Genomic DNA, 17527 nt, shown 5'->3' with positions numbered 1-17527 from the left:
CCGGTTCAGGTCACGGGATCACGCGCTGCACAAGCCGCACGCCCCGTTCAACCCATGGATTACCAAAGAGTTTCGCCGAGAAATAGGCCCCCGCCGCCGCTTTGCCCGTTTCCGGCAGCGTCGGGTAGGGCAGCATGAGGCCGGAAAGCGTGGACAGACGGGTTCCCGCCGACAGGGCCAGCACCCAGGGCGCCAGCAAATCCCCGGCGTGGGCCCCGACGATCGTGACACCGACAACCTGGCCCCTGTGGACCATCAGCTTGACCCATCCGGTCGTTTCGCGTGCGGTCCGGGCGCGGTCGCTGGTGTCAAAGCCGTGCCGGACCACTTCGACCCGGCCATGCTTCGCGCGGGCCTGTTCCTCCGTCAGACCGATCTGGGCAAGTTCCGGCTGACAGTAGGTCACGCGGGGGATCAGCGCCCCGATCCGCGCGGGCAGGCCAAGCATCGCCTGCCGGATCACCACACCCGCGTGATAGCCCGCCACATGGGTGAAGTCCGGGCTGCCCGACACGACATCGCCCACGGCAAACACCCGACGCTCCGAGGTCCGGAGCCGCCGGTCCGTCACCACGCCGCCCTTGTCCGTCGCAATCCCGGCCGCCGCGAGGTCAAGTGCGTCCACCGAAGGCCGCCGCCCGGTCGCCACCAGCAGATGCGACCCCGTGATCCGCTCCTCCCCGACCCGCAGCCAGAGGTCGCCTTCGACACCGCCCGCCTCCTCCACCTTCGCGCCTTCCCGCAGTTCCACGCCCTCGCGGAGGAGCGCCGCGCGAACCACCTCCACCGCCTCCGGGTCCTCACGCGGCAGCAGGGAACCCGATTGCACGATGGTCACCTCTGCACCAAGCCGCCGGAAGGCCTGCGCCAGTTCCACGCCAACCGGACCGCCACCCAGCACCAGCAGGTGACGCGGCAGGCTCCGCAGGTCAAAGACCGTTTCGTTTGTCAGATATGGCAGCCCCGCCAGCCCGGGCACAGGCGGCGCGAAGGGGCGCGACCCGGTGGCGATGGCGATGCGGCGGGCACTCATCACCTCTCCGTTCACCGCGATCTCCCGCGGACCGGTGAACCGCGCCATGCCGCGTATGACCCGAACGCCCAGCCCCTCGAACCGTGCCTGGCTGTCGTGCGGGGCGATCTCCGCGATCACCCCGGCCACGTGGTCCATCACCGCTGCGAAATCGACCACGGGCGTCACCGGCGCGATCCCGAACCGCCCTGCCTGCCGCATCGCCTCGGCCGCCGAAGCCGCGGCGATCAGCGCCTTGGACGGCACGCACCCGTGGTTGAGACAGTCTCCCCCCATCTCCCCGCCTTCGATCAGCACCACCTGCGCGCCCATCTGCGCCGCACCCGAGGCAACCGAAAGACCTGCCGCCCCGGCTCCGATGACGATCAGGTCCGGCCTCATCGCACCCGACCCCGCACCAGCATCGGGACAAGAGACAGAACTGCGAGGCCAAGCAGCGGAAGAAAAACATGCGGCTCGAAGATCACGCCGAGGTCCGGGGTGCCCCCCGTCTCAAGCACGCGCCCCAGCCCCGCCCCGACAGAGGTGTAGACCAGTGCTCCCGGCAGGATGCCGAGCGCGGTCGAAATCACGAAGCGCGACAGGGGCACGTTCATCAGGGCCGCGATCAGGTTGGCCACGAAAAACGGCACCACCGGGGCGAGGCGGATGAAGAACAGCATCGACCACTGGTTCCGGTCCAGCCCCCGCTTGACCTCCGCGATCCGGCCCCCGCTCTGGTCCACCCGCCGCGCCAGCGCCCGACCGAAGCCAAGCCGCACCGCAAGGAACAGCACCGTCGCCCCCGCCGTGGCGCCCATGACGTTGAACACGACCCCCGGCCAGACACCGAACAGGAAGCCCCCGGTCAGCGTCGCAATGGTAGCACCGGGCAGCGACAGCGCCACCACCACCGCATAGACCGCCACGAAGCCCAGTACCGTCGCGGCATAGGCCCCGTCGCGCATTCGTTCCAGCGCGGCGTAATTCTCCTGCAGTGCCGCATAGCTCAGCCGGTCGGAAAAGGCCCACCCCGCCAGCAGCGCGCAGAGCGCCAGCAGGCCAAGCGGCCAGAGCCGGCGCAGGGCAGAAGGCGGGTCTTGATCGGACTGGGTCATCCGGACTCCCTCACTTGGTCCGGGAAGCATGCGCCGCGGGCGGGGTGGTTGAACAGCCCCCCGTGCACCGGCCCGGTCTTGGACCGGAGGCAGTCTGTAAAGAAAACCGTCCCGGAAACGGTTTTGCACGTTTGACATATCCCGGACCCCCGCCTATAGACCGGGCTTCGAACAACCGCGGGCCATGGGCGATTCCCGCATCGTCCGACCTTGGCCGCACCCGAAGAACACCCGCGCCGGCCCGGCGCACCGCCGGACAGGCGCAAGCAGACGGAGACGGAGCGATGAAACGCACCTACCAACCCTCGAACCTCGTGCGCAAGCGGCGTCACGGTTTCCGCGCCCGCATGGCGACCAAGGCAGGCCGCAAGGTCCTGAACGCCCGCCGCGCCCGCGGCCGGAAGTCGCTGTCGGCATAAGCCCGTGCGGGCCGGACATGACCGGCCCCGCCCCTGCGACATCCGCGACCCAAGATCAACCGACCGCCGGGGCGAACGTCCGGGCGGTTTTCGCTTGTCCGGACGGCTTCGATGACGGCTCCTGCGCTAGAAACGCTTCTGAAACGCTCCGATTTTCTGGCCTGTGCGCGGGGGAAGCGGCAGGGGACGAAAGGGATGATGGTGCAGGCGCTGAACCGCGGCGAGGGCGAGGCGATCCGCGTCGGCTTCACCTGCTCCAGGAAGGTCGGCAACGCCGTCGCCCGCAACCGCGCCAAGCGCCGCCTGCGCGAGGTCGCCCGCCTTGTCCTGCCCCACCATGGGCGGCCCGGATGGGACTATGTCCTGATCGGCAGCCGCGACAATACCGCCGAGCGCGACTTCGCCGCCCTGCAGGACGATCTGCGGCAGGCCCTGCGAAAGCTTCACGGATGACCCCACTCGCCCGCCTGCTGGCCCTGCCGGTCCGGGCTTACCGCGCGGTCTTCTCTCCCTGGGTCGGGCACAACTGCCGATACGACCCCACCTGTTCAGCCTACGCGCTTCAGGCGCTTGAGAAACATGGAGGCATCAAGGGCGGCTGGCTGGCCGCAAAGCGCATCGCCCGCTGTCATCCCTGGGGCGGCATGGGCGTGGACGACGTGCCGGACTAGGCCAGCCTCAGACGAACCGCCGCCCCGGCGCAAAGGCCGCGATGTCGAGGTTCGGCTGCCGCCCCTCCGCCAGATCAGCGACGATCCGGCCCGTGATACCGCCAAGCGTCAGGCCGAGGTGCTGGTGCCCGAAGGCATGGATCACCCGCGCCCGGCCCGGCGCCAATCCGATCACCGGCAGCGAATCCGGCATCGTCGGACGGAAGCCGAGCCAGGACGACGTCGGCTCCGGCAACACGCCGAACATCTCCCGCCCCTTGCGCCCCAGATACGCCAGCCGCCGTGCGTTCGGTTCGCGCCCCAGCCCGGCGATCTCGACCGTGCCGGCCAGCCGAAGCCCCTGCGCCATCGGAACGGCATAGAACCCGCCCTCCGACCAGCCGACGGGACGGGTCACGCGCTCCGCTTCGCCGGCGAACATGAGGTGATAGCCCCGCTCCATACCAAGCGGCAGCCGCTCTGCCCCGCTTCCCGCGATCCGGCCGGAGAACGCACCGGAGGCAATGATAACCCGCCCGACCCGTATCGCCTCACCCGTATCGACCGTGACGCCGGACCCGTCCTCCGCGACGCCGCGCACCCGCTCTGCCCGCGTTACACCACCCAGTTCCGCGTATCGCGCGTGCAGCCGTCTGACGAGCCCCGCCGGATCGCGCACATGCCGCGCATCCGGGAACCAGACCGCCCGCTTGATGTCCAGCGCCACCCCCGGCTCCATCTCCCGTGCCTCTGCCGGGCTCACCTCCTCTGCCCGAACGCCAAGCGCCCGGCGTCGCGCGATCCCCTCCGTCGCACCGTCCGCTCCGTCCGTCGTCGACCAGACCGACAGCTGGCCGCGCGACACGATGAGGTCCTCAGCCCCCGCCTCCGCGATCAGTGGATTGATACCGCCATCCGCATGGCCCAATAGCCCCGCCAGATGACCCGCGATCTCTGCCGACCGTGCACCACGGCAGTTCGCCAGGAACGACAGCATCCAGCGCGGATTGCGCAGCGCATGGCCCCAGTCCACGGACAGCGGGCTCTCCGCTCCGAACAGCAGCCCCGTCAGACCGCGCAACACCGCCGGATCGTTGACCGGCAGGCAGCCATAGGTCGCGATGGTCCCCGCATTGCCGAAGGAGGTCCCCGCCCCCGGCTCATCAGGATCGATCAGGACGACCGAAAGCCCGCGCAGCCGCATCCACAGCGCCGCGCACACCCCGACGATGCCCGCGCCCGCAACCGCCACGTCGAAATCATTCGCGCTCACCGGAACTCCTTTCCCCGCCCCGCACAAAATGCGATAGGGCAAAGCATGCTTGACGATCTCGACGACATCCACCCGCTTTTCCACGGCGCTCCCAAAAGCACCGAGTTCAAGAAGCTGCGCAAGCGGATCGTTCAGAACGTGCGCGAGGCGGTGGATCACTATGGCATGGTCGGGGCCGATGCCCGTCTGGCCGAGGGCACACCCGAGAAATGGCTGGTCTGCCTCTCCGGCGGCAAGGACAGCTACACCCTTCTCGCGGTCCTCTACGAACTGAAATGGCGCGGCCTGCTGCCGGTCGAACTCCTTGCCTGCAACCTTGATCAGGGCCAGCCCGGCTTTCCCGCCACTGTCCTGCCGGACTTCCTGTCCCGGATGCAGGTCCCGCACCGGATCGAATACCAGGACACCTATTCCATCGTCGTCGACAAGGTCCCCGCCGGGCGCACCTACTGCGCGCTCTGCTCGCGCCTGCGCCGCGGCAATCTCTACCGCATCGCGCGGGAGGAGGGATGTTCCGCGGTCGTCCTCGGCCATCATCGCGACGACATCCTCGAGACCTTCTTCATGAACCTCTTCCACGGCGGCCGGGTCGCGACCATGCCGCCCAAGCTGGTGAACGAGGACGGCGACCTCTTTGTCCTGCGCCCCCTCGCCCATGTCGCCGAGGCGGATTGCGAGAAATTCGCGCGTGCCATGAACTACCCGATCATCCCCTGCGACCTCTGCGGATCGCAGGACGGTCTGCAGCGCCAGCAGGTGAAGCAGATCCTCGACGGCTGGGAAAGAAACAGCCCCGGACGGCGGCAGGTCATGTTCCGCGCCCTGACCAATATCCGACCGTCGCACATGCTGGATCCGAAGATTTTCGACTTTGCCGGGCTGACCCTGACCGGGTCGGACAAAATTGACGAAAAAACCGATATTCCCGATCTGCGTTAAAGGGCTGTTGAACATCTCCCTGTAGCGTCCCCGAAGTCACGGACAAGGGGATGCCGATGCTCCGGCACGTCAGCCAGAACCTGCTTCGCCAGCGCAACCGCCTGCGCCGGTTGATTGTCGGGCCGCAGATGCTGGCATTCCTGCCGGCTCTCGTGCTTGGCGCCTTCTGGTTCGGGGGGGAAGCGACACTCATCGCCCTCGCCCTTGGCCTGCCCGCGCTCTACGCTCTGCTCGGCGGGTTCTCGCGCCAGGCCCCGCAACCGATCCGCGCCTGTGACGGCGTGACCGGACTGCCCCTGCGTGACAGCCTCGAAGCGGCGCTGACATCGGCGATGACCGGCTCCCGCTCCGCCCGCCGCGCGACGGCCTGCTTCATGGTCGCCATCGACGATTTCGACGTGATCGTGGAACGTTACGGCCGCACCGCCGGCGACCACATCCTGACCAGGACCGGCGAACGCCTGCGCTCTGTCCTGCGCAACGACGACCTCGCCTGCCGCACCGGCAGCGCCGCCTTCGGCATTGCCCTCGCGCCGGTGTCCCACCTCGACATCGAGGCCGCGATCCAGATGGCCAGCCGGCTGCAGGTCAGTGCGGAGGAACCTATCATCCTCGACAACACCGTCATCTACGTCTCCGCCTCCATCGGCTTCTGCCTCGGCTCGCGCACGCCGGACGTGTCAGGCGACGGGCTGATCCAGGCCACGGCGACCGCTCTGGGCGAAGCGATGCGGAACGCCCCCTCCGCCATCCGGTCCTACTCGGATGAAATGCGGCGTTCCGAACGCTCCCGCCACACCTTCGCCGACGAGGCCGCGGAAGCGCTAGAGAACGGAGAGATCCGCCCGCACTTCCAGCCCCAGATCTCCACCGACACCGGCCGGATCACGGGGTTCGAGGCGCTCGCGCGCTGGACCCACCCGGAACGCGGCCCCGTCGCGCCGGTGGACTTTCTGCCGATCCTCGAAAACGCGGGCAAGATCGCCCGACTGGGGGAGGTCATGCTCAGCCGCTCCCTCGAAGCGCTCAGGGCCTGGGACGACGCGGGGCTGGAGGTACCGACGATAGGTGTGAACTTCTCCTCGGACGAACTGCGCAATCCCAAACTGATCGACCGGGTGAAATGGGAACTCGACCGCCACGACCTGAAGCCCGACCGCCTGTCGGTGGAGGTGCTGGAAACCGTCGTCGCCGCCTCGCCCGAGGATATGGTGACGCGCAATGTGAACGGCCTGGCCCGGCTTGGCTGCCGCATCGACCTCGACGATTTCGGCACCGGCCACGCCTCCATTTCCTCCATCCGGCGCTTTGCCGTGGGCCGCATCAAGATCGACCGGAGCTTTGTGATGAAGGTCGATCGTGACGCCGAACAGCAGCGCATGGTGGCGGCAATCCTGACGATGGCCGAACGACTTGGACTCGAAACACTGGCGGAGGGGGTGGAGACACCGGGCGAACACGCCATGCTCGCCCAGCTTGGCTGCAATCACGTGCAGGGATTCGGCATAGGCTACCCCATGCCCTTCGACGCCGCCGGTGACTGGATGCGCGCGCGCATCGCGTCCTGGCAGGACCCGCCCCGGATCACCCGGCGGGAGGGGTGAGGGAAAAGGGACCCGCCCGTCATGTCAGAAGACCCGCGCCGCCGCACCCGGTCGGTGTGCCAAGCTGAGGCGCGGTCGCGGCCCGCCACAGACCCGAGGCGCCGCGATCGTGACCGCTCGGCTCCGTCGCATGGGCCGGGAACGGAAGCGCCTAAGGTCCCACGACCACGCCACCATCCCGTCAGCAGCACCGGACCATCTTGACGCCGGCCGTATCATGCCGTCCGCCCACCGGCAGCGCCGCGATGGCACACCATCTCCAGCGCCGCCGCTCAAAGCCCCCGGTAGCGCCGCGACAACGGCACGGCGACAGGACCGTCTCATCCCCGCGACCCCACGAAGAAGCGGCACCACGGCCAACCTGACGGCACCGCGCCATCGCTTGCCATGCCCCATCCCGCCGTAGGCAGCATGATAGACACGACGCCGCGATTTCCCGATTCCGCCTTGACCTTTGACTGCGACCTCTGTTGAACCCACCTACCAATCTGAACGGGCGGAACGGGAACCAATGGACGACCAGAACAAGAACCTCATCCTTGCGACGGTGCTCAGCTTCGTCGTGATCGTCGTCTGGTTCCTGCTCTTCCCCCCTCCGGAACAGGCCCCGAACGACCCCGTTCCCGCAAGCGAGGCGGCGCAGACCACGCAGGGCGCCGAAACCGGCACCGCCATGACCCCGGGCGCGGAACCCGCGACCGGCACCGCCGCGCCCTCCGCCCCGCCCGCCACGGAAGAACCTGCGCCGCGTATCGACATCGACACGCCCAGCCTGGCCGGGTCGATCAACCTGCGCGGCGGCATGATCGACGACATCAGGCTGAAGAACTACCGCGAGACGCTGGACGAGGACTCGCCCCAGGTCACGGTCCTGCGGCCCGAGGGCGAACGCGATCCCTTCTACGCGCTCTATGGCTGGGTCCCGGTCACCGGGGTCGAGGCCAACGCCGTGCCGACCGACCAGACCATCTGGACCGTCGAGGGCACGCCGACCCTCACCACGGACACCCCCGTCACCCTGACCTGGGACAACGGCGCCGGGCTCATCTTCACCCGCACCATCTCCGTTGACTCCCGCTTCCTGTTCACGGTCACCCAGTCGGTCGAAAACACAACCGACGCCGCCGTGACCCTGCGCCCCTACGCGCTGCTACGTCGCCACGGCATCCCCTCGGACCTCAAGAAGTTCTTCGTTCTGCACGAAGGTCTCGTCCGCATGTCGGACGGAGAGCTTGAGGAAACCAAGTACTCCGGCATGGAAGATTACGACACAGACAGCCGCGAAGGCGCCCCCGCCGAACGGATCGAGGTCGCCGACAACGGATGGATCGGCTTCACCGACCACTACTGGATGTCCACGATCATCCCCGACGGTGCCTTCCGCTCCACCGCGAAGTACTATCCGAACCGCGAGATTTTCCAGACCGACGCCGTCCTGCCCGCGCTCGAGGTCGCCGCCGGTCAGACCGCGACCACCGACAGCCGCCTCTTCGCCGGCGCAAAGGAATGGGAAACCATCCGCCGCTACCAGAACGAGGCCGGCGTGACCCGTTTCCTCGACGCGATCGACTGGGGCTGGTTCTTCTTCCTGACCAAGCCGATCTTCGCCGTCCTGCACTGGCTGCACAGCTTCATCGGCAACATGGGATGGTCGATCGTCGCCCTGACCGTCCTGCTCAAGATGCTGCTCTTCCCGCTGGCCTACAAATCCTACGCCTCCATGGCCAAGATGCGCGAACTCCAGCCCGAGATGGAGAAGCTGAAGGAACGCGCCGGCGACGACCGCCAGAAGCTCCAGAAGGAAATGATGGAGCTCTACAAGAAGGAAAAGGTGAACCCTGCGTCGGGCTGTCTGCCGATCCTGCTGCAGATCCCGATCTTCTTCAGCCTGTACAAGGTGATCTTCGTCACCCTCGAACTGCGCCACCAGCCCTGGGTCGGCTGGATCCGCGACCTCTCCGCGCCCGATCCGTCGTCGATCCTGAACCTCTTCGGCCTGCTGCCTTTCGCCGCGCCCGATCCCGACAGCTTTGTCGCGATCCTCTCCCTCGGAGTGCTGCCGATCCTGCTCGGCATCTCCATGTGGCTGCAACAGAAGCTGAACCCGGCGCCCACGGACCCGACGCAGCAGATGATCTTTGCCTGGATGCCCTGGGTGTTCATGTTCATGCTCGGCAACTTCGCCTCGGGTCTCGTGCTCTACTGGATCACCAACAACACGATCACCTTCATGCAGCAGTATGCGATCATGCGCAGCCACGGGTTCAAGCCGGATGTCTTCGGCAACATCCGCAAGAGCTTCAGCCGCAAGAAGGCTGTGGAAGGGAAAAAGTGATGGCCACCGTTGCCGCGCTCTACCGCCATCCCATCAAGGCCATCGGCCGTGAAGAGGTGGCGGAGGTCGACCTTGTCGCCGGGCAGACCCTGCCCGGCGATCGTCTTTGGGCCGTCGCGCACGAGGCCGCGAAACTGACCGACGGCGAATGGAACCGCTGCGTGAACTTCATCCGCGGCGCCTCCTCGCCGTCGCTCATGGCGGTGACGCTCCGGACCGAGGGGGCGAAGCTGCACCTGTCCCATCCCGACCGTCCCGACCTGACCATAGACCCGACGACCGACAGCGCCGCGCTGGTCGACTGGGTGGCCCCGCTGGTCGACAAGGGCCGCGCCGCGCCGACCCGTCTGGTCCCTGCCCCGCCGCAACGCGGGCTGACGGACACGCCCATCCCCTCGATCTCAATGGCCAGCCTCGCCAGCCACGCCGCCGTCGCCGAGAAGGCCACGGAACCGTTCCAAGTCCATCGCTGGCGCTGCAACGTCTTCCTCGACGGCCTCGCCGCGTGGGAGGAATTCGACTGGGTCGGCCGCACCATCCGCATCGGGGAAGCCGAGGCAAAGGTGGAAACCCGGCTGGACCGCTGCATGGCCACCACGGTGGACACTGATACCGGTATTCGCAACGTGCCGACCCTGGAAATCCTGAAAGACTTCGGCCATCAGGATTTCGCCGTTGCACTGGTTGTGACAAAGGGCGGCCGCCTGCGGACCGGGGACGAGGTCACGCCGCTATGACGCTCCGCTTCCCCGTGGCAGAGGAGCCGGACGCCCGGACCGCCGAAACCGGCCGCATTCTCTTCGCCGGCATGACAGAATTCGTGAAGGGCGTCGTCGCCATGGACGGCCTGCCCCCCGCCGACCGGATGGAGGTCTGCTTTGCCGGACGCTCCAACGTCGGCAAGTCCAGCCTGATCAACGCCCTGACCGGGCACAAGGCGCTCGCCCGCGCGTCCAACACACCGGGACGTACGCAGGAAATCAATTTCTTCACACTAGGGGAAAAGGGCTATCTCGTCGACCTGCCCGGCTACGGCTTTGCCAACGCGCCCCTGCCGGTGGTCGAAAAATGGCAGCGTCTTCTCAAGCAGTACCTGAGCGGCCGCCAGACCCTGCGCCGCGCCTTCGTGCTGATCGACGCACGCCATGGCGCCAAGAAGGTGGACGAGGAGATCATGTCCCTTCTCGACACCGCCGCCGTCACCTTTCAGGTCGTGCTGACGAAGGTGGACAAGGTGCGCGCCTCGGAGCTCGACAAGAGCCTCGATGTCACGCGGAAGGTACTCGCAAAACATCCCGCCGCCTTCCCGGCGCTGGTTCTCACCAGCTCCGAAAAAGGCGACGGGATCGCGACTCTGCGCAGCATCATCGCCGGGATCGACTGATCCTCAGAAGCGGTAGCCGATACGCGCTTCGATCGTGTTGCCGGACAGCTTGTTGCCGCCGATGTTGTCGAACTCGTTGTACAGATACTCGGCGCCGAGCGTGATGTTGTTGTCGAAGCGGTAGTCGACACCGACACCGGCAACGTAGCCGTCGCTGTCTCCGGCATTGGTCGAGGCGCTCGCGTAACCGGCCGTCCCGTAGATCAGGGTCTTGCCGGCGTCATAGCCGAGCCGGCCTTTCACACGCCACATGTCCTGCAGCTTGGCCCCGCCGACCACTACGTCGTGACCGATGTACTGGACCTCACCACCGGCGACATAGGACCCGAAATCATAGTCGTAGCCGGCAAACGCACCTTCGTTGCGGCCTGAACCGTTAGCAGCGCCAAGATCCCAGTCGCCATAGGCGAGCGAGCCACCGAAGTAGCCGCCGGTCCAGTCGCCGGTCACCGGCATGGGCGCGATCGGAGCAGGCACGACCGGATCGGCCGGAGCGGGCGTCGGGCTGCCGGCCAGTGCGGCGCCTGCGCCGACGGTCACGGTCAGGGCGGTGCCGACGATGAGGGTAGTAATGCGGTTCATGGGTCGTCTCCTGTTAAATTCGTGAGGCGATGTCGTCGCCTTCAGGGACACAACGCAGGCTTGTGCAAGAAGGTCCATGCAGGTTCCCGTGATCGGCAGCCTGTGGCATAAATGCGCCAATTGTGCCTCTTGGCACGCGCGGGATCGGGCCGTATCAACAAGCCCGACCCATGGGGGGCCTTGAACATGAGAACGCAGAACACCATGAACCGCGACTGGATCGCCACCGCCCGCACCCTGTCCCAGGCCCTGCCCTACCTGCAGCGCTACGAAGGGGCGATAGTCGTTGTGAAATTCGGCGGTCACGCCATGGGCGACGACGAGGCGATGCAGGTCTTCGCCCGCGACATCGTGCTGATGCGCCAGGTCGGCGTGAACCCCGTGATCGTGCACGGCGGCGGTCCCATGATCAACGAGATGCTGGACAAGCTTCAGATCAAGTCCGAATTCGTGAACGGCAAGCGGGTGACGGACGCCGCAACCGTCGAAGTTGTCGAAATGGTCCTCTCGGGCCGCGTCAACAAGCGCATCGTGCAGGCCATTAATCAGGAAGGCGGGCGCGGGGTCGGCCTTTCGGGCAAGGACGCCAAGCTGATGATCTGCGAACCCGACAACCCCGAACTGGGCCTTGTCGGCACGCCGGTCGAAATGGACACCACGATCCTGCACGCCATGTTCGCAGCCGATATCATCCCGGTGATCGCGCCGCTTGGCATGGGGCGCAACGGTGAGACGTTCAACATCAACGGTGACACCGCCGCAGGGGCCATCGCCGGGGCGCTCAAGGCCGACCGGCTGCTGCTGCTGACCGACGTCGCGGGCGTGAAGAATGCGGAGGGCGAGGTCGTCACCGAACTGCGCGCCGCCCAGATTCGCCAGATGACCAAGGACGGGGTCATCGCGGGCGGCATGATCCCCAAGACCGAAACCGCGCTGGACGCCATCGAACGCGGCGTGCGGGCGGTGGTGATCCTCGACGGGCGCGCCCCGAACGCCACTCTGCTGGAACTCTTCACGGAACATGGTGCCGGATCCCTGATCCGCGGCGACTGACATGACCTCCCTGGCGGAGCTGTCGCAGGAGGCGGAACGCCGCCACCTGCGCATCACCGCCGGGCTGGATTCCGCCCGCTGCGCCACCCGGAGCGACCTGCCCAAGGGCACGCGCACCCTGCTCCTCCTTTCCCCCGACGAACCCGGATTCTGGCCCGCCTTCACCGCCTCGGCAGAGTACACAGACGGCGCGCCAGACCCGATGGACCGCTGGTCGCGCCGCGTCATCGGAACATGGGCGGAACAAATCGGCGCCACCCCGCTCTACCCCTTCGGCGGACCGCCCTTCCCCGCCTTCATCTCCTGGGCGCTGGCCTCCGGCCACGTCCACCAGTCTCCGGTCGGCATGATGGTCCACCCGACGGCGGGCCTGTTCCTGTCCTTCCGCGGCGCGCTTGCCCTTCGCGAGGTGATCGACCTGCCCCCGCCCGTCCCCTCGCCCTGCGACAGCTGCGCCACTCGCCCCTGCCTCACCGCCTGTCCGGTCTCTGCGCTTGGACCGGACGGCTACGACGTGCCCCGTTGCAAGGCATACCTGCGGGACACGCACGGAAATGACTGCATGTCAGAGGGTTGCCGAGCACGTCGCGCTTGCCCTTGCGGCAAGGCTCATGGCAGGGTACCAGCGCATTCCGCCTTTCACATGACTCATTTCCTCTAGACGGACCCTCCCCCACATGGTGAAACGCCTTGTTCTGCTGCGGCACGCCAAGTCGAGCTGGGACGACCCCACGCTGGCTGACCACGACCGCCCGCTGAACCGGCGCGGGAGAAAGTCCGCCAAGGCGGTTGGCAGGTGGCTGACGGGGCTGGGGATCGTGCCGGACCTGATCCTCTGTTCCGATGCCGCGCGCACGCTTGAGACCCACAAGCGCCTGAAGATCGGGGGAGAACTGCGCGTCCTGCCGGAACTGTACCTCGCCGATGCGGACACGATGATGGCGGCGATGCAGAAGGCCGAGGGTGCGACGGTCATGATGATTGCCCATAATCCCGGCGTCGCCGACTTCGCTCGCCGCGTTGTCGCGTCCCCCCCGCCCCACGGCAGGTTCGGGGATTTTCCGACCGCCGCCACGCTTGTCGTGGAAATCCCGATGGAGGACTGGGAGGCCGGACATTTCGGCTCCTCCCGCGTGGTGAATTTCATCACCCCGCGCGAACTGATCGGCAAGGGCGACGACTGAACTCCCCCCTGAACCCGCGCTTGCATCGCGGGGCCGTGACACTTCCCGTCGGCGCTGCTACCGGGGTCCTGTCAGCCAAGGAGCGCCCGATGCCCTACCTCTATCTCGTGATCGCCATCGCCGGTGAGGTCATCGCCACCTCCTCGCTCAAGGCCTCCGAAGGCTTCACCCGCCTCCTGCCGTCCGTCGTTGTGGTGGTCGGCTATGGCGTGGCCTTTTACTTCCTGTCCCTGACGCTGAAATCCATTCCGATCGGCACCGCCTATGCGATCTGGTCGGGGCTGGGCATCGTGCTGGTGGCCTCTGCCGGCTGGCTGGTGTTCGGTCAGAAGGTCGACCTCTGGGGTGCGCTTGGCATGGGTCTGATCGTGGCCGGGGTGGTGCTGCTGAACTTCGTGTCCAAGACCTCGGTGCACTGAGGGCGGCAGCGCGAAACAGCGGCGAAGCCGTCGCGCAAACAAAAGGGGCCGCGCTGTAACGCAGCCCCTTCCGCTACCACCGAAAGGATCAGTGCCCGAGAATCTGGCTCAGGAACAGCTTGGTCCGTTCGCTCTTCGGGTTGTTGAAGAACTCTTCCGGTTCGTTCTGTTCCACGATCTGGCCCTGATCCATGAAGATCACCCGGTTCGCCACCTGACGGGCAAAGCCCATCTCGTGCGTCACGCAGAGCATGGTCATCCCCTCCTCGGCAAGCTCGATCATGGTGTCGAGCACCTCCTTGATCATCTCGGGGTCGAGAGCGGAGGTCGGTTCGTCGAACAGCATGATCCGCGGCTTCATGCAGAGCGACCGGGCAATTGCCACCCGCTGCTGCTGACCGCCCGAAAGCTGGCCCGGATACTTCAGGGCCTGGTCGGGGATCTTCACCTTTTCCAGGAAATGCATCGCCGTCGCCTCGGCATCCTTCTTCGGGATCTTGCGAACCCAGATCGGGGCGAGCGTGCAGTTCTCGAGGATCGTCAGATGCGGGAAGAGGTTGAAGTGCTGGAAGCACATGCCCACCTCGGACCGGATCTTGTCGATGTTCTTGAGATCAGAGGTCAGCTCCGTCCCGTCCACGACGATGCGGCCGGCCTGATGTTCCTCAAGCCGGTTGATGCAGCGGATCATCGTCGATTTGCCGGACCCCGAAGGCCCCGCGATGACGATCCGTTCGCCCCGGTTCACGGTCAGGTTGATGTCGCGCAGCACGTGGAAGGTCCCGTACCACTTGTTCATGTTGACGATTTCGATGGCGACCTCGTCGCTGACTTTCATCTGCGAACGGTCGACTTCGCGCTCAATTGCCAGATCGGACATAGGAATGCTCCCTTAGCGGTGGCCGGTATTGAGCTTGCGCTCAAGGTACATGGAGTACCGGGACATGGAGAAACAGAAGACGAAGAAGACGAAGCCGATGAAGATGAACAGCTCCCAGTAAACGCCGTTCCAGGCGGTGTCGGCGCGGATCGCGTTGGACAGCCCGATCGGGTCGAACATCGAGATGATCGACACCAGCGTGGTGTCCTTGAACACCCCGATGAAGGTCGACACGATGCCCGGGATCGAAATCTTCAGCGCCTGAGGCATGATGATCAGCCGCTGCGCCTGCCAGTAGTCGAGGCCGAGCGAATCCGCCCCCTCGTACTGACCCTTCGGCAGCGCGGCGAGCCCGCCGCGGATCACCTCGGCCATGTAGGCCGCGGCGAACAGCGTCACCATGATCATCACCCTCAGGATGATGTCGAAGTTCGTGCCCGGCGGCAGAAAGATGTTCAGCAGCACCGACGCCACGAACAGCAGCGTGATGAGCGGAACGCCCCGGATGAACTCGATGAAGCCGACGCAGATGGATTTCACCAGCGGCAGGTCCGACTGGCGGCCAAGCGCCAGCAGGATGCCGATCGGCAGCGAACACATGATCGCCGTGACCCCGATGGTGATCGACAGCATGAAGCCGCCGAACTCCCGGCTCTGCACCGACCGGATGCCGATCGGCAGGATACGCGACAGGTCGGGCTCCACGAAGGGTGTGATGACCGACCACCAGATGATGGCCGCGACCACGCCCGCCGCCAGCGCCAGCGCCGGAGCGATCGCCCTGGACGCGTAGCGGAAGACGACGAAGCCGACGACGAAGCCGAGCAGCGCGAGCACCGGCCCCCAGATCGTCCCGCCCCAGAGCAGCCAGACCGCGATGAACGGGAACAGCGCCGAGAAATAGGCAACCTTGGCCGGCACGAACTGCGCAAACAGGATCGGCGCGATGGCCACCAGCAGGAAGATGAAGGTCAGCACCGGCCGCCAGTATTCCGTCCTCGGGTAGAAACCGAACATCAGCTGTTGCCAGCGTTCGCGGATCACGCCCCAGCACGCCCCCCGGTCATCCCCCGCAGCGGCGAGCAGCTCGCGGCAGTTGGTCAGCGACGTGCCTTCCCATGTCGGAGAGATCAGCCAGGGTAGGATTTCGTACAGCACGAAGACGATGAAGGCGGCGGACAGGATCGTCAGTGCCCCGTTCACGTAGCTTGAGAACAGGTTCGCCTTGGCCCAGCCAAGCGGCCCGACGGTCGAGGCCGGCGGCGCCTTCTGTGGCAGCATGGTTTCGCGGACGAAGGCGACCGTTTCTGCATGTGTGTCGCTCATGTTACCGCTCCACCAGTTTGACGCGGGAGTTGTACCAGTTCATCACCGCCGAGATCAGCAGCGAGATGGTCAGATAGATCAGCATCCCCAGAAGCACGGTCTCAAGTTCGCGCCCCGTCTGGTTCAGCGTGATCCCCATCAGGGTCCCGGTAATGTCCATGTAGCCGACCGCGATGGCCAGCGAGGAGTTTTTGGTCAGGTTCAGGTACTGTGAGATCAGCGGCGGTATGATGACCCTGAGCGCCTGCGGCAGAATCACCAGCGAGGTGATCCGGCGCGGCCGCAGGCCAAGGGCCGCCGCGGCCTCTGTCTGTCCCTTGGAGATGGCGAGGATACCGGCCCGCACGTTCTCCGCGATGAAGGCCGCCGTATAAAGCGACAGCGCCAGCCAGAGCGCGATCAGGGAGTTCCGCATGTAGGTCCCGCCCTGGAAGTTGAAGCCCTTCAGCTCCGGCAGGCCCAGATGGAAGCCGAGCGCGACCATCAGCACCAGCAGCGGAACCACGACGGCACCGAGCCGCAGGTACCAGGTCTTCGGCCTGACCCCCGTCGCCTCCTGCTGTGCATCCGCCCGCCGTGCGATCTGGCGGGACACGAAAATGCCCCCGCCCAGCACGACAAGGAAGGCGATCAGGTCGAGGCTGATCTCGAAATAGCCGCCGACGGAAATGTCGCCAAGCCCGCGCGAGAACAGCGGCTCGGGCACATAGACCCCCCGGTTCGTCACCGCCACGCTGTCGAACAGCGCCATGGACGACGTCGCATCGTCCCCCCGGAAAGCCGAAGGCGCGGGAAGGCTTTCGATCAGGATGGCCATGCAGAGCACGATCCACATCAGCACCGGCACGTTGCGGAACATTTCCACATAGACCGTCATCAGCCGCGCGATCAGCCAGTTGTTCGACAACCTGAGAACACCGACAAGAACACCGAGGATGGTCGCTGTGACACAGCCCAGGAACGCCACAAGCAAGGTGTTCAGCAGCCCGACGAAGGCCGCGCGGATATGCGGATCCTGGTTGTTGTAGGCGATCAGCGTCTGGTTGATGTCATAGCCGGCCGGCGCGTAGAGAAACGCGAAGGACGGTTCCTTGCCAAGATCGGCGAGGTTCTGCGCGGTGTTGTTGATCAGCCAGCCGATGAGCGTCAGAAAGGCCAGCAGGGCCAGGATCTGGAAGGTGATCGCACGATACCGGGTATCGTAGACCAGCATCGACAGCTTGAACGACTCCGCCGGCGGGTCGGTGAGAGTGGTCATTTGGTCTTCCCCGTTCTCCGGCCCGTTCTTCTGATGACGTCGTTGCGTCGGTGGCCGGTGATTGTGCCGCCCTGCTTCTGCGAGGCGACAG

General features: G+C 66.1%; 19 protein-coding genes. 12 read left to right on the top strand and 7 right to left on the bottom strand.

Annotation, left to right across the window (positions count from 1 at the left end; translation table 11 throughout):
• Positions 1-10: 10 nt before the first annotated feature.
• Both IEV87_RS01280 and IEV87_RS01275 read right to left on the bottom strand, forming a co-directional pair.
• The gene (locus tag IEV87_RS01280) at positions 11-1414 is read right to left on the bottom strand and encodes a dihydrolipoyl dehydrogenase family protein (protein WP_188475824.1); all 1404 of its coding nucleotides are present in this window, start codon (positions 1412-1414) and stop codon (positions 11-13) included.
• Complete coding sequence (locus IEV87_RS01275) at positions 1411-2130, bottom strand: TVP38/TMEM64 family protein (protein ID WP_188475823.1); 720 nt, start codon at positions 2128-2130, stop codon at positions 1411-1413. The genes IEV87_RS01280 and IEV87_RS01275 overlap by 4 nt, the downstream gene beginning before the upstream one ends.
• 284 nt (positions 2131-2414) lie before the next feature.
• Between IEV87_RS01275 and rpmH the strand changes: the two genes are divergently transcribed.
• The 3 genes from rpmH to yidD all read left to right on the top strand — a co-directional run bounded on the left by rpmH (position 2415) and on the right by yidD (position 3220).
• Positions 2415-2549: a 50S ribosomal protein L34 gene (gene rpmH / locus IEV87_RS01270; RefSeq protein ID WP_043868490.1), complete on the top strand. Its 135-nt coding sequence runs from the start codon at positions 2415-2417 to the stop codon at positions 2547-2549.
• Between the two features lie 111 nt (positions 2550-2660).
• Positions 2661-3002, top strand: coding sequence for a ribonuclease P protein component (gene rnpA / locus IEV87_RS01265; protein WP_188475822.1), 342 nt, complete (start codon positions 2661-2663; stop codon positions 3000-3002).
• Entirely contained in the window at positions 2999-3220 is a 222-nt protein-coding gene (gene yidD / locus IEV87_RS01260) for a membrane protein insertion efficiency factor YidD (RefSeq protein WP_188475821.1), read from the top strand. The genes rnpA and yidD overlap by 4 nt, the downstream gene beginning before the upstream one ends.
• Before the next feature lie 7 nt (positions 3221-3227).
• On the opposite strand, the gene IEV87_RS01255 is transcribed toward yidD, so the two are convergent.
• The gene (locus IEV87_RS01255; protein ID WP_188475820.1) at positions 3228-4472 is read right to left on the bottom strand and encodes an NAD(P)/FAD-dependent oxidoreductase; all 1245 of its coding nucleotides are present in this window, start codon (positions 4470-4472) and stop codon (positions 3228-3230) included.
• 45 nt (positions 4473-4517) lie between these two features.
• Here IEV87_RS01255 and ttcA point away from each other — a divergent pair, with 45 nt between their 5' ends.
• The 5 genes from ttcA to yihA all read left to right on the top strand — a co-directional run bounded on the left by ttcA (position 4518) and on the right by yihA (position 10734).
• Positions 4518-5411 carry a tRNA 2-thiocytidine(32) synthetase TtcA gene (ttcA, locus tag IEV87_RS01250; RefSeq protein ID WP_188475819.1) on the top strand — a complete coding sequence of 298 codons (894 nt, stop codon included), beginning with the start codon at positions 4518-4520 and terminating at the stop codon, positions 5409-5411.
• A 56-nt stretch (positions 5412-5467) separates the two neighbouring features.
• Positions 5468-7015 (top strand): putative bifunctional diguanylate cyclase/phosphodiesterase, encoded by a 1548-nt coding sequence (locus tag IEV87_RS01245; protein WP_188475818.1) that lies wholly within the window; start codon positions 5468-5470, stop codon positions 7013-7015.
• A 511-nt stretch (positions 7016-7526) separates the two neighbouring features.
• Positions 7527-9350 carry a membrane protein insertase YidC gene (yidC, locus tag IEV87_RS01240; RefSeq protein ID WP_188475817.1) on the top strand — a complete coding sequence of 608 codons (1824 nt, stop codon included), beginning with the start codon at positions 7527-7529 and terminating at the stop codon, positions 9348-9350.
• Positions 9350-10087 (top strand): MOSC domain-containing protein, encoded by a 738-nt coding sequence (locus tag IEV87_RS01235; RefSeq protein WP_188475816.1) that lies wholly within the window; start codon positions 9350-9352, stop codon positions 10085-10087. Before yidC ends, IEV87_RS01235 begins: the two co-directional genes overlap by 1 nt.
• The gene (yihA, locus tag IEV87_RS01230) at positions 10084-10734 is read left to right on the top strand and encodes a ribosome biogenesis GTP-binding protein YihA/YsxC (RefSeq protein ID WP_188475815.1); all 651 of its coding nucleotides are present in this window, start codon (positions 10084-10086) and stop codon (positions 10732-10734) included. Before IEV87_RS01235 ends, yihA begins: the two co-directional genes overlap by 4 nt.
• Positions 10735-10737: 3 nt before the next feature.
• Here the strand turns inward: yihA and IEV87_RS01225 are convergent, their stop codons facing one another.
• On the bottom strand, positions 10738-11316 hold the full coding sequence (locus tag IEV87_RS01225) for an outer membrane protein (RefSeq protein ID WP_188475814.1): 579 nt from the start codon (positions 11314-11316) through the stop codon (positions 10738-10740).
• A gap of 186 nt (positions 11317-11502) precedes the next feature.
• On the opposite strand from IEV87_RS01225, the gene argB reads away from it, so the two are divergent.
• The 4 genes from argB to IEV87_RS01205 all read left to right on the top strand — a co-directional run bounded on the left by argB (position 11503) and on the right by IEV87_RS01205 (position 13972).
• A complete protein-coding gene (gene argB, locus IEV87_RS01220) occupies positions 11503-12369 on the top strand; it encodes an acetylglutamate kinase (protein ID WP_188475813.1) in 867 nt (288 codons plus the stop codon).
• 1 nt (position 12370) lies between these two features.
• Positions 12371-13030 carry a ferredoxin gene (locus IEV87_RS01215; RefSeq protein ID WP_188475812.1) on the top strand — a complete coding sequence of 220 codons (660 nt, stop codon included), beginning with the start codon at positions 12371-12373 and terminating at the stop codon, positions 13028-13030.
• 16 nt (positions 13031-13046) lie between these two features.
• The gene (locus IEV87_RS01210) at positions 13047-13553 is read left to right on the top strand and encodes a SixA phosphatase family protein (RefSeq protein WP_188475811.1); all 507 of its coding nucleotides are present in this window, start codon (positions 13047-13049) and stop codon (positions 13551-13553) included.
• A gap of 89 nt (positions 13554-13642) precedes the next feature.
• Positions 13643-13972 carry a DMT family transporter gene (locus IEV87_RS01205; protein ID WP_188475810.1) on the top strand — a complete coding sequence of 110 codons (330 nt, stop codon included), beginning with the start codon at positions 13643-13645 and terminating at the stop codon, positions 13970-13972.
• 88 nt (positions 13973-14060) lie between these two features.
• Here the strand turns inward: IEV87_RS01205 and IEV87_RS01200 are convergent, their stop codons facing one another.
• Genes IEV87_RS01200 through IEV87_RS01190 form a run of 3 tightly spaced genes read right to left on the bottom strand, consistent with a single transcriptional unit; the run spans position 14061 to position 17436 of the window.
• A complete protein-coding gene (locus IEV87_RS01200) occupies positions 14061-14852 on the bottom strand; it encodes an amino acid ABC transporter ATP-binding protein (RefSeq protein WP_269902638.1) in 792 nt (263 codons plus the stop codon).
• A 12-nt stretch (positions 14853-14864) separates the two neighbouring features.
• On the bottom strand, positions 14865-16178 hold the full coding sequence (locus IEV87_RS01195) for an amino acid ABC transporter permease (protein WP_188475809.1): 1314 nt from the start codon (positions 16176-16178) through the stop codon (positions 14865-14867).
• 1 nt (position 16179) lies between these two features.
• Entirely contained in the window at positions 16180-17436 is a 1257-nt protein-coding gene (locus IEV87_RS01190) for an amino acid ABC transporter permease (protein WP_188475808.1), read from the bottom strand.
• Positions 17437-17527 lie beyond the last annotated feature (91 nt).

It is taken from the genome of Primorskyibacter flagellatus (assembly GCF_014638275.1).
GTDB classification, from domain to species: Bacteria; Pseudomonadota; Alphaproteobacteria; order Rhodobacterales; family Rhodobacteraceae; genus Pseudooceanicola; species Pseudooceanicola flagellatus_A.
Note: the sequence above shows the minus strand (reverse complement) of the source record. Positions and strands in the feature narration are given on the sequence as shown.

Coding starts and splice junctions, on each gene's coding strand:
- IEV87_RS01280 (WP_188475824.1), bottom strand. CDS start 1,414: ATGAGGCCGGACCTGATCGTCATCGGAGCCGGGGCGGCAGGTCTTTCG.
- IEV87_RS01275 (WP_188475823.1), bottom strand. CDS start 2,130: ATGACCCAGTCCGATCAAGACCCGCCTTCTGCCCTGCGCCGGCTCTGG.
- rpmH (WP_043868490.1), top strand. CDS start 2,415: ATGAAACGCACCTACCAACCCTCGAACCTCGTGCGCAAGCGGCGTCAC.
- rnpA (WP_188475822.1), top strand. CDS start 2,661: ATGACGGCTCCTGCGCTAGAAACGCTTCTGAAACGCTCCGATTTTCTG.
- yidD (WP_188475821.1), top strand. CDS start 2,999: ATGACCCCACTCGCCCGCCTGCTGGCCCTGCCGGTCCGGGCTTACCGC.
- ttcA (WP_188475819.1), top strand. CDS start 4,518: ATGCTTGACGATCTCGACGACATCCACCCGCTTTTCCACGGCGCTCCC.
- IEV87_RS01245 (WP_188475818.1), top strand. CDS start 5,468: ATGCTCCGGCACGTCAGCCAGAACCTGCTTCGCCAGCGCAACCGCCTG.
- yidC (WP_188475817.1), top strand. CDS start 7,527: ATGGACGACCAGAACAAGAACCTCATCCTTGCGACGGTGCTCAGCTTC.
- IEV87_RS01235 (WP_188475816.1), top strand. CDS start 9,350: ATGGCCACCGTTGCCGCGCTCTACCGCCATCCCATCAAGGCCATCGGC.
- yihA (WP_188475815.1), top strand. CDS start 10,084: ATGACGCTCCGCTTCCCCGTGGCAGAGGAGCCGGACGCCCGGACCGCC.
- IEV87_RS01225 (WP_188475814.1), bottom strand. CDS start 11,316: ATGAACCGCATTACTACCCTCATCGTCGGCACCGCCCTGACCGTGACC.
- argB (WP_188475813.1), top strand. CDS start 11,503: ATGAGAACGCAGAACACCATGAACCGCGACTGGATCGCCACCGCCCGC.
- IEV87_RS01215 (WP_188475812.1), top strand. CDS start 12,371: ATGACCTCCCTGGCGGAGCTGTCGCAGGAGGCGGAACGCCGCCACCTG.
- IEV87_RS01210 (WP_188475811.1), top strand. CDS start 13,047: ATGGTGAAACGCCTTGTTCTGCTGCGGCACGCCAAGTCGAGCTGGGAC.
- IEV87_RS01205 (WP_188475810.1), top strand. CDS start 13,643: ATGCCCTACCTCTATCTCGTGATCGCCATCGCCGGTGAGGTCATCGCC.
- IEV87_RS01200 (WP_269902638.1), bottom strand. CDS start 14,852: ATGTCCGATCTGGCAATTGAGCGCGAAGTCGACCGTTCGCAGATGAAA.
- IEV87_RS01195 (WP_188475809.1), bottom strand. CDS start 16,178: ATGAGCGACACACATGCAGAAACGGTCGCCTTCGTCCGCGAAACCATG.
- IEV87_RS01190 (WP_188475808.1), bottom strand. CDS start 17,436: ATGACCACTCTCACCGACCCGCCGGCGGAGTCGTTCAAGCTGTCGATG.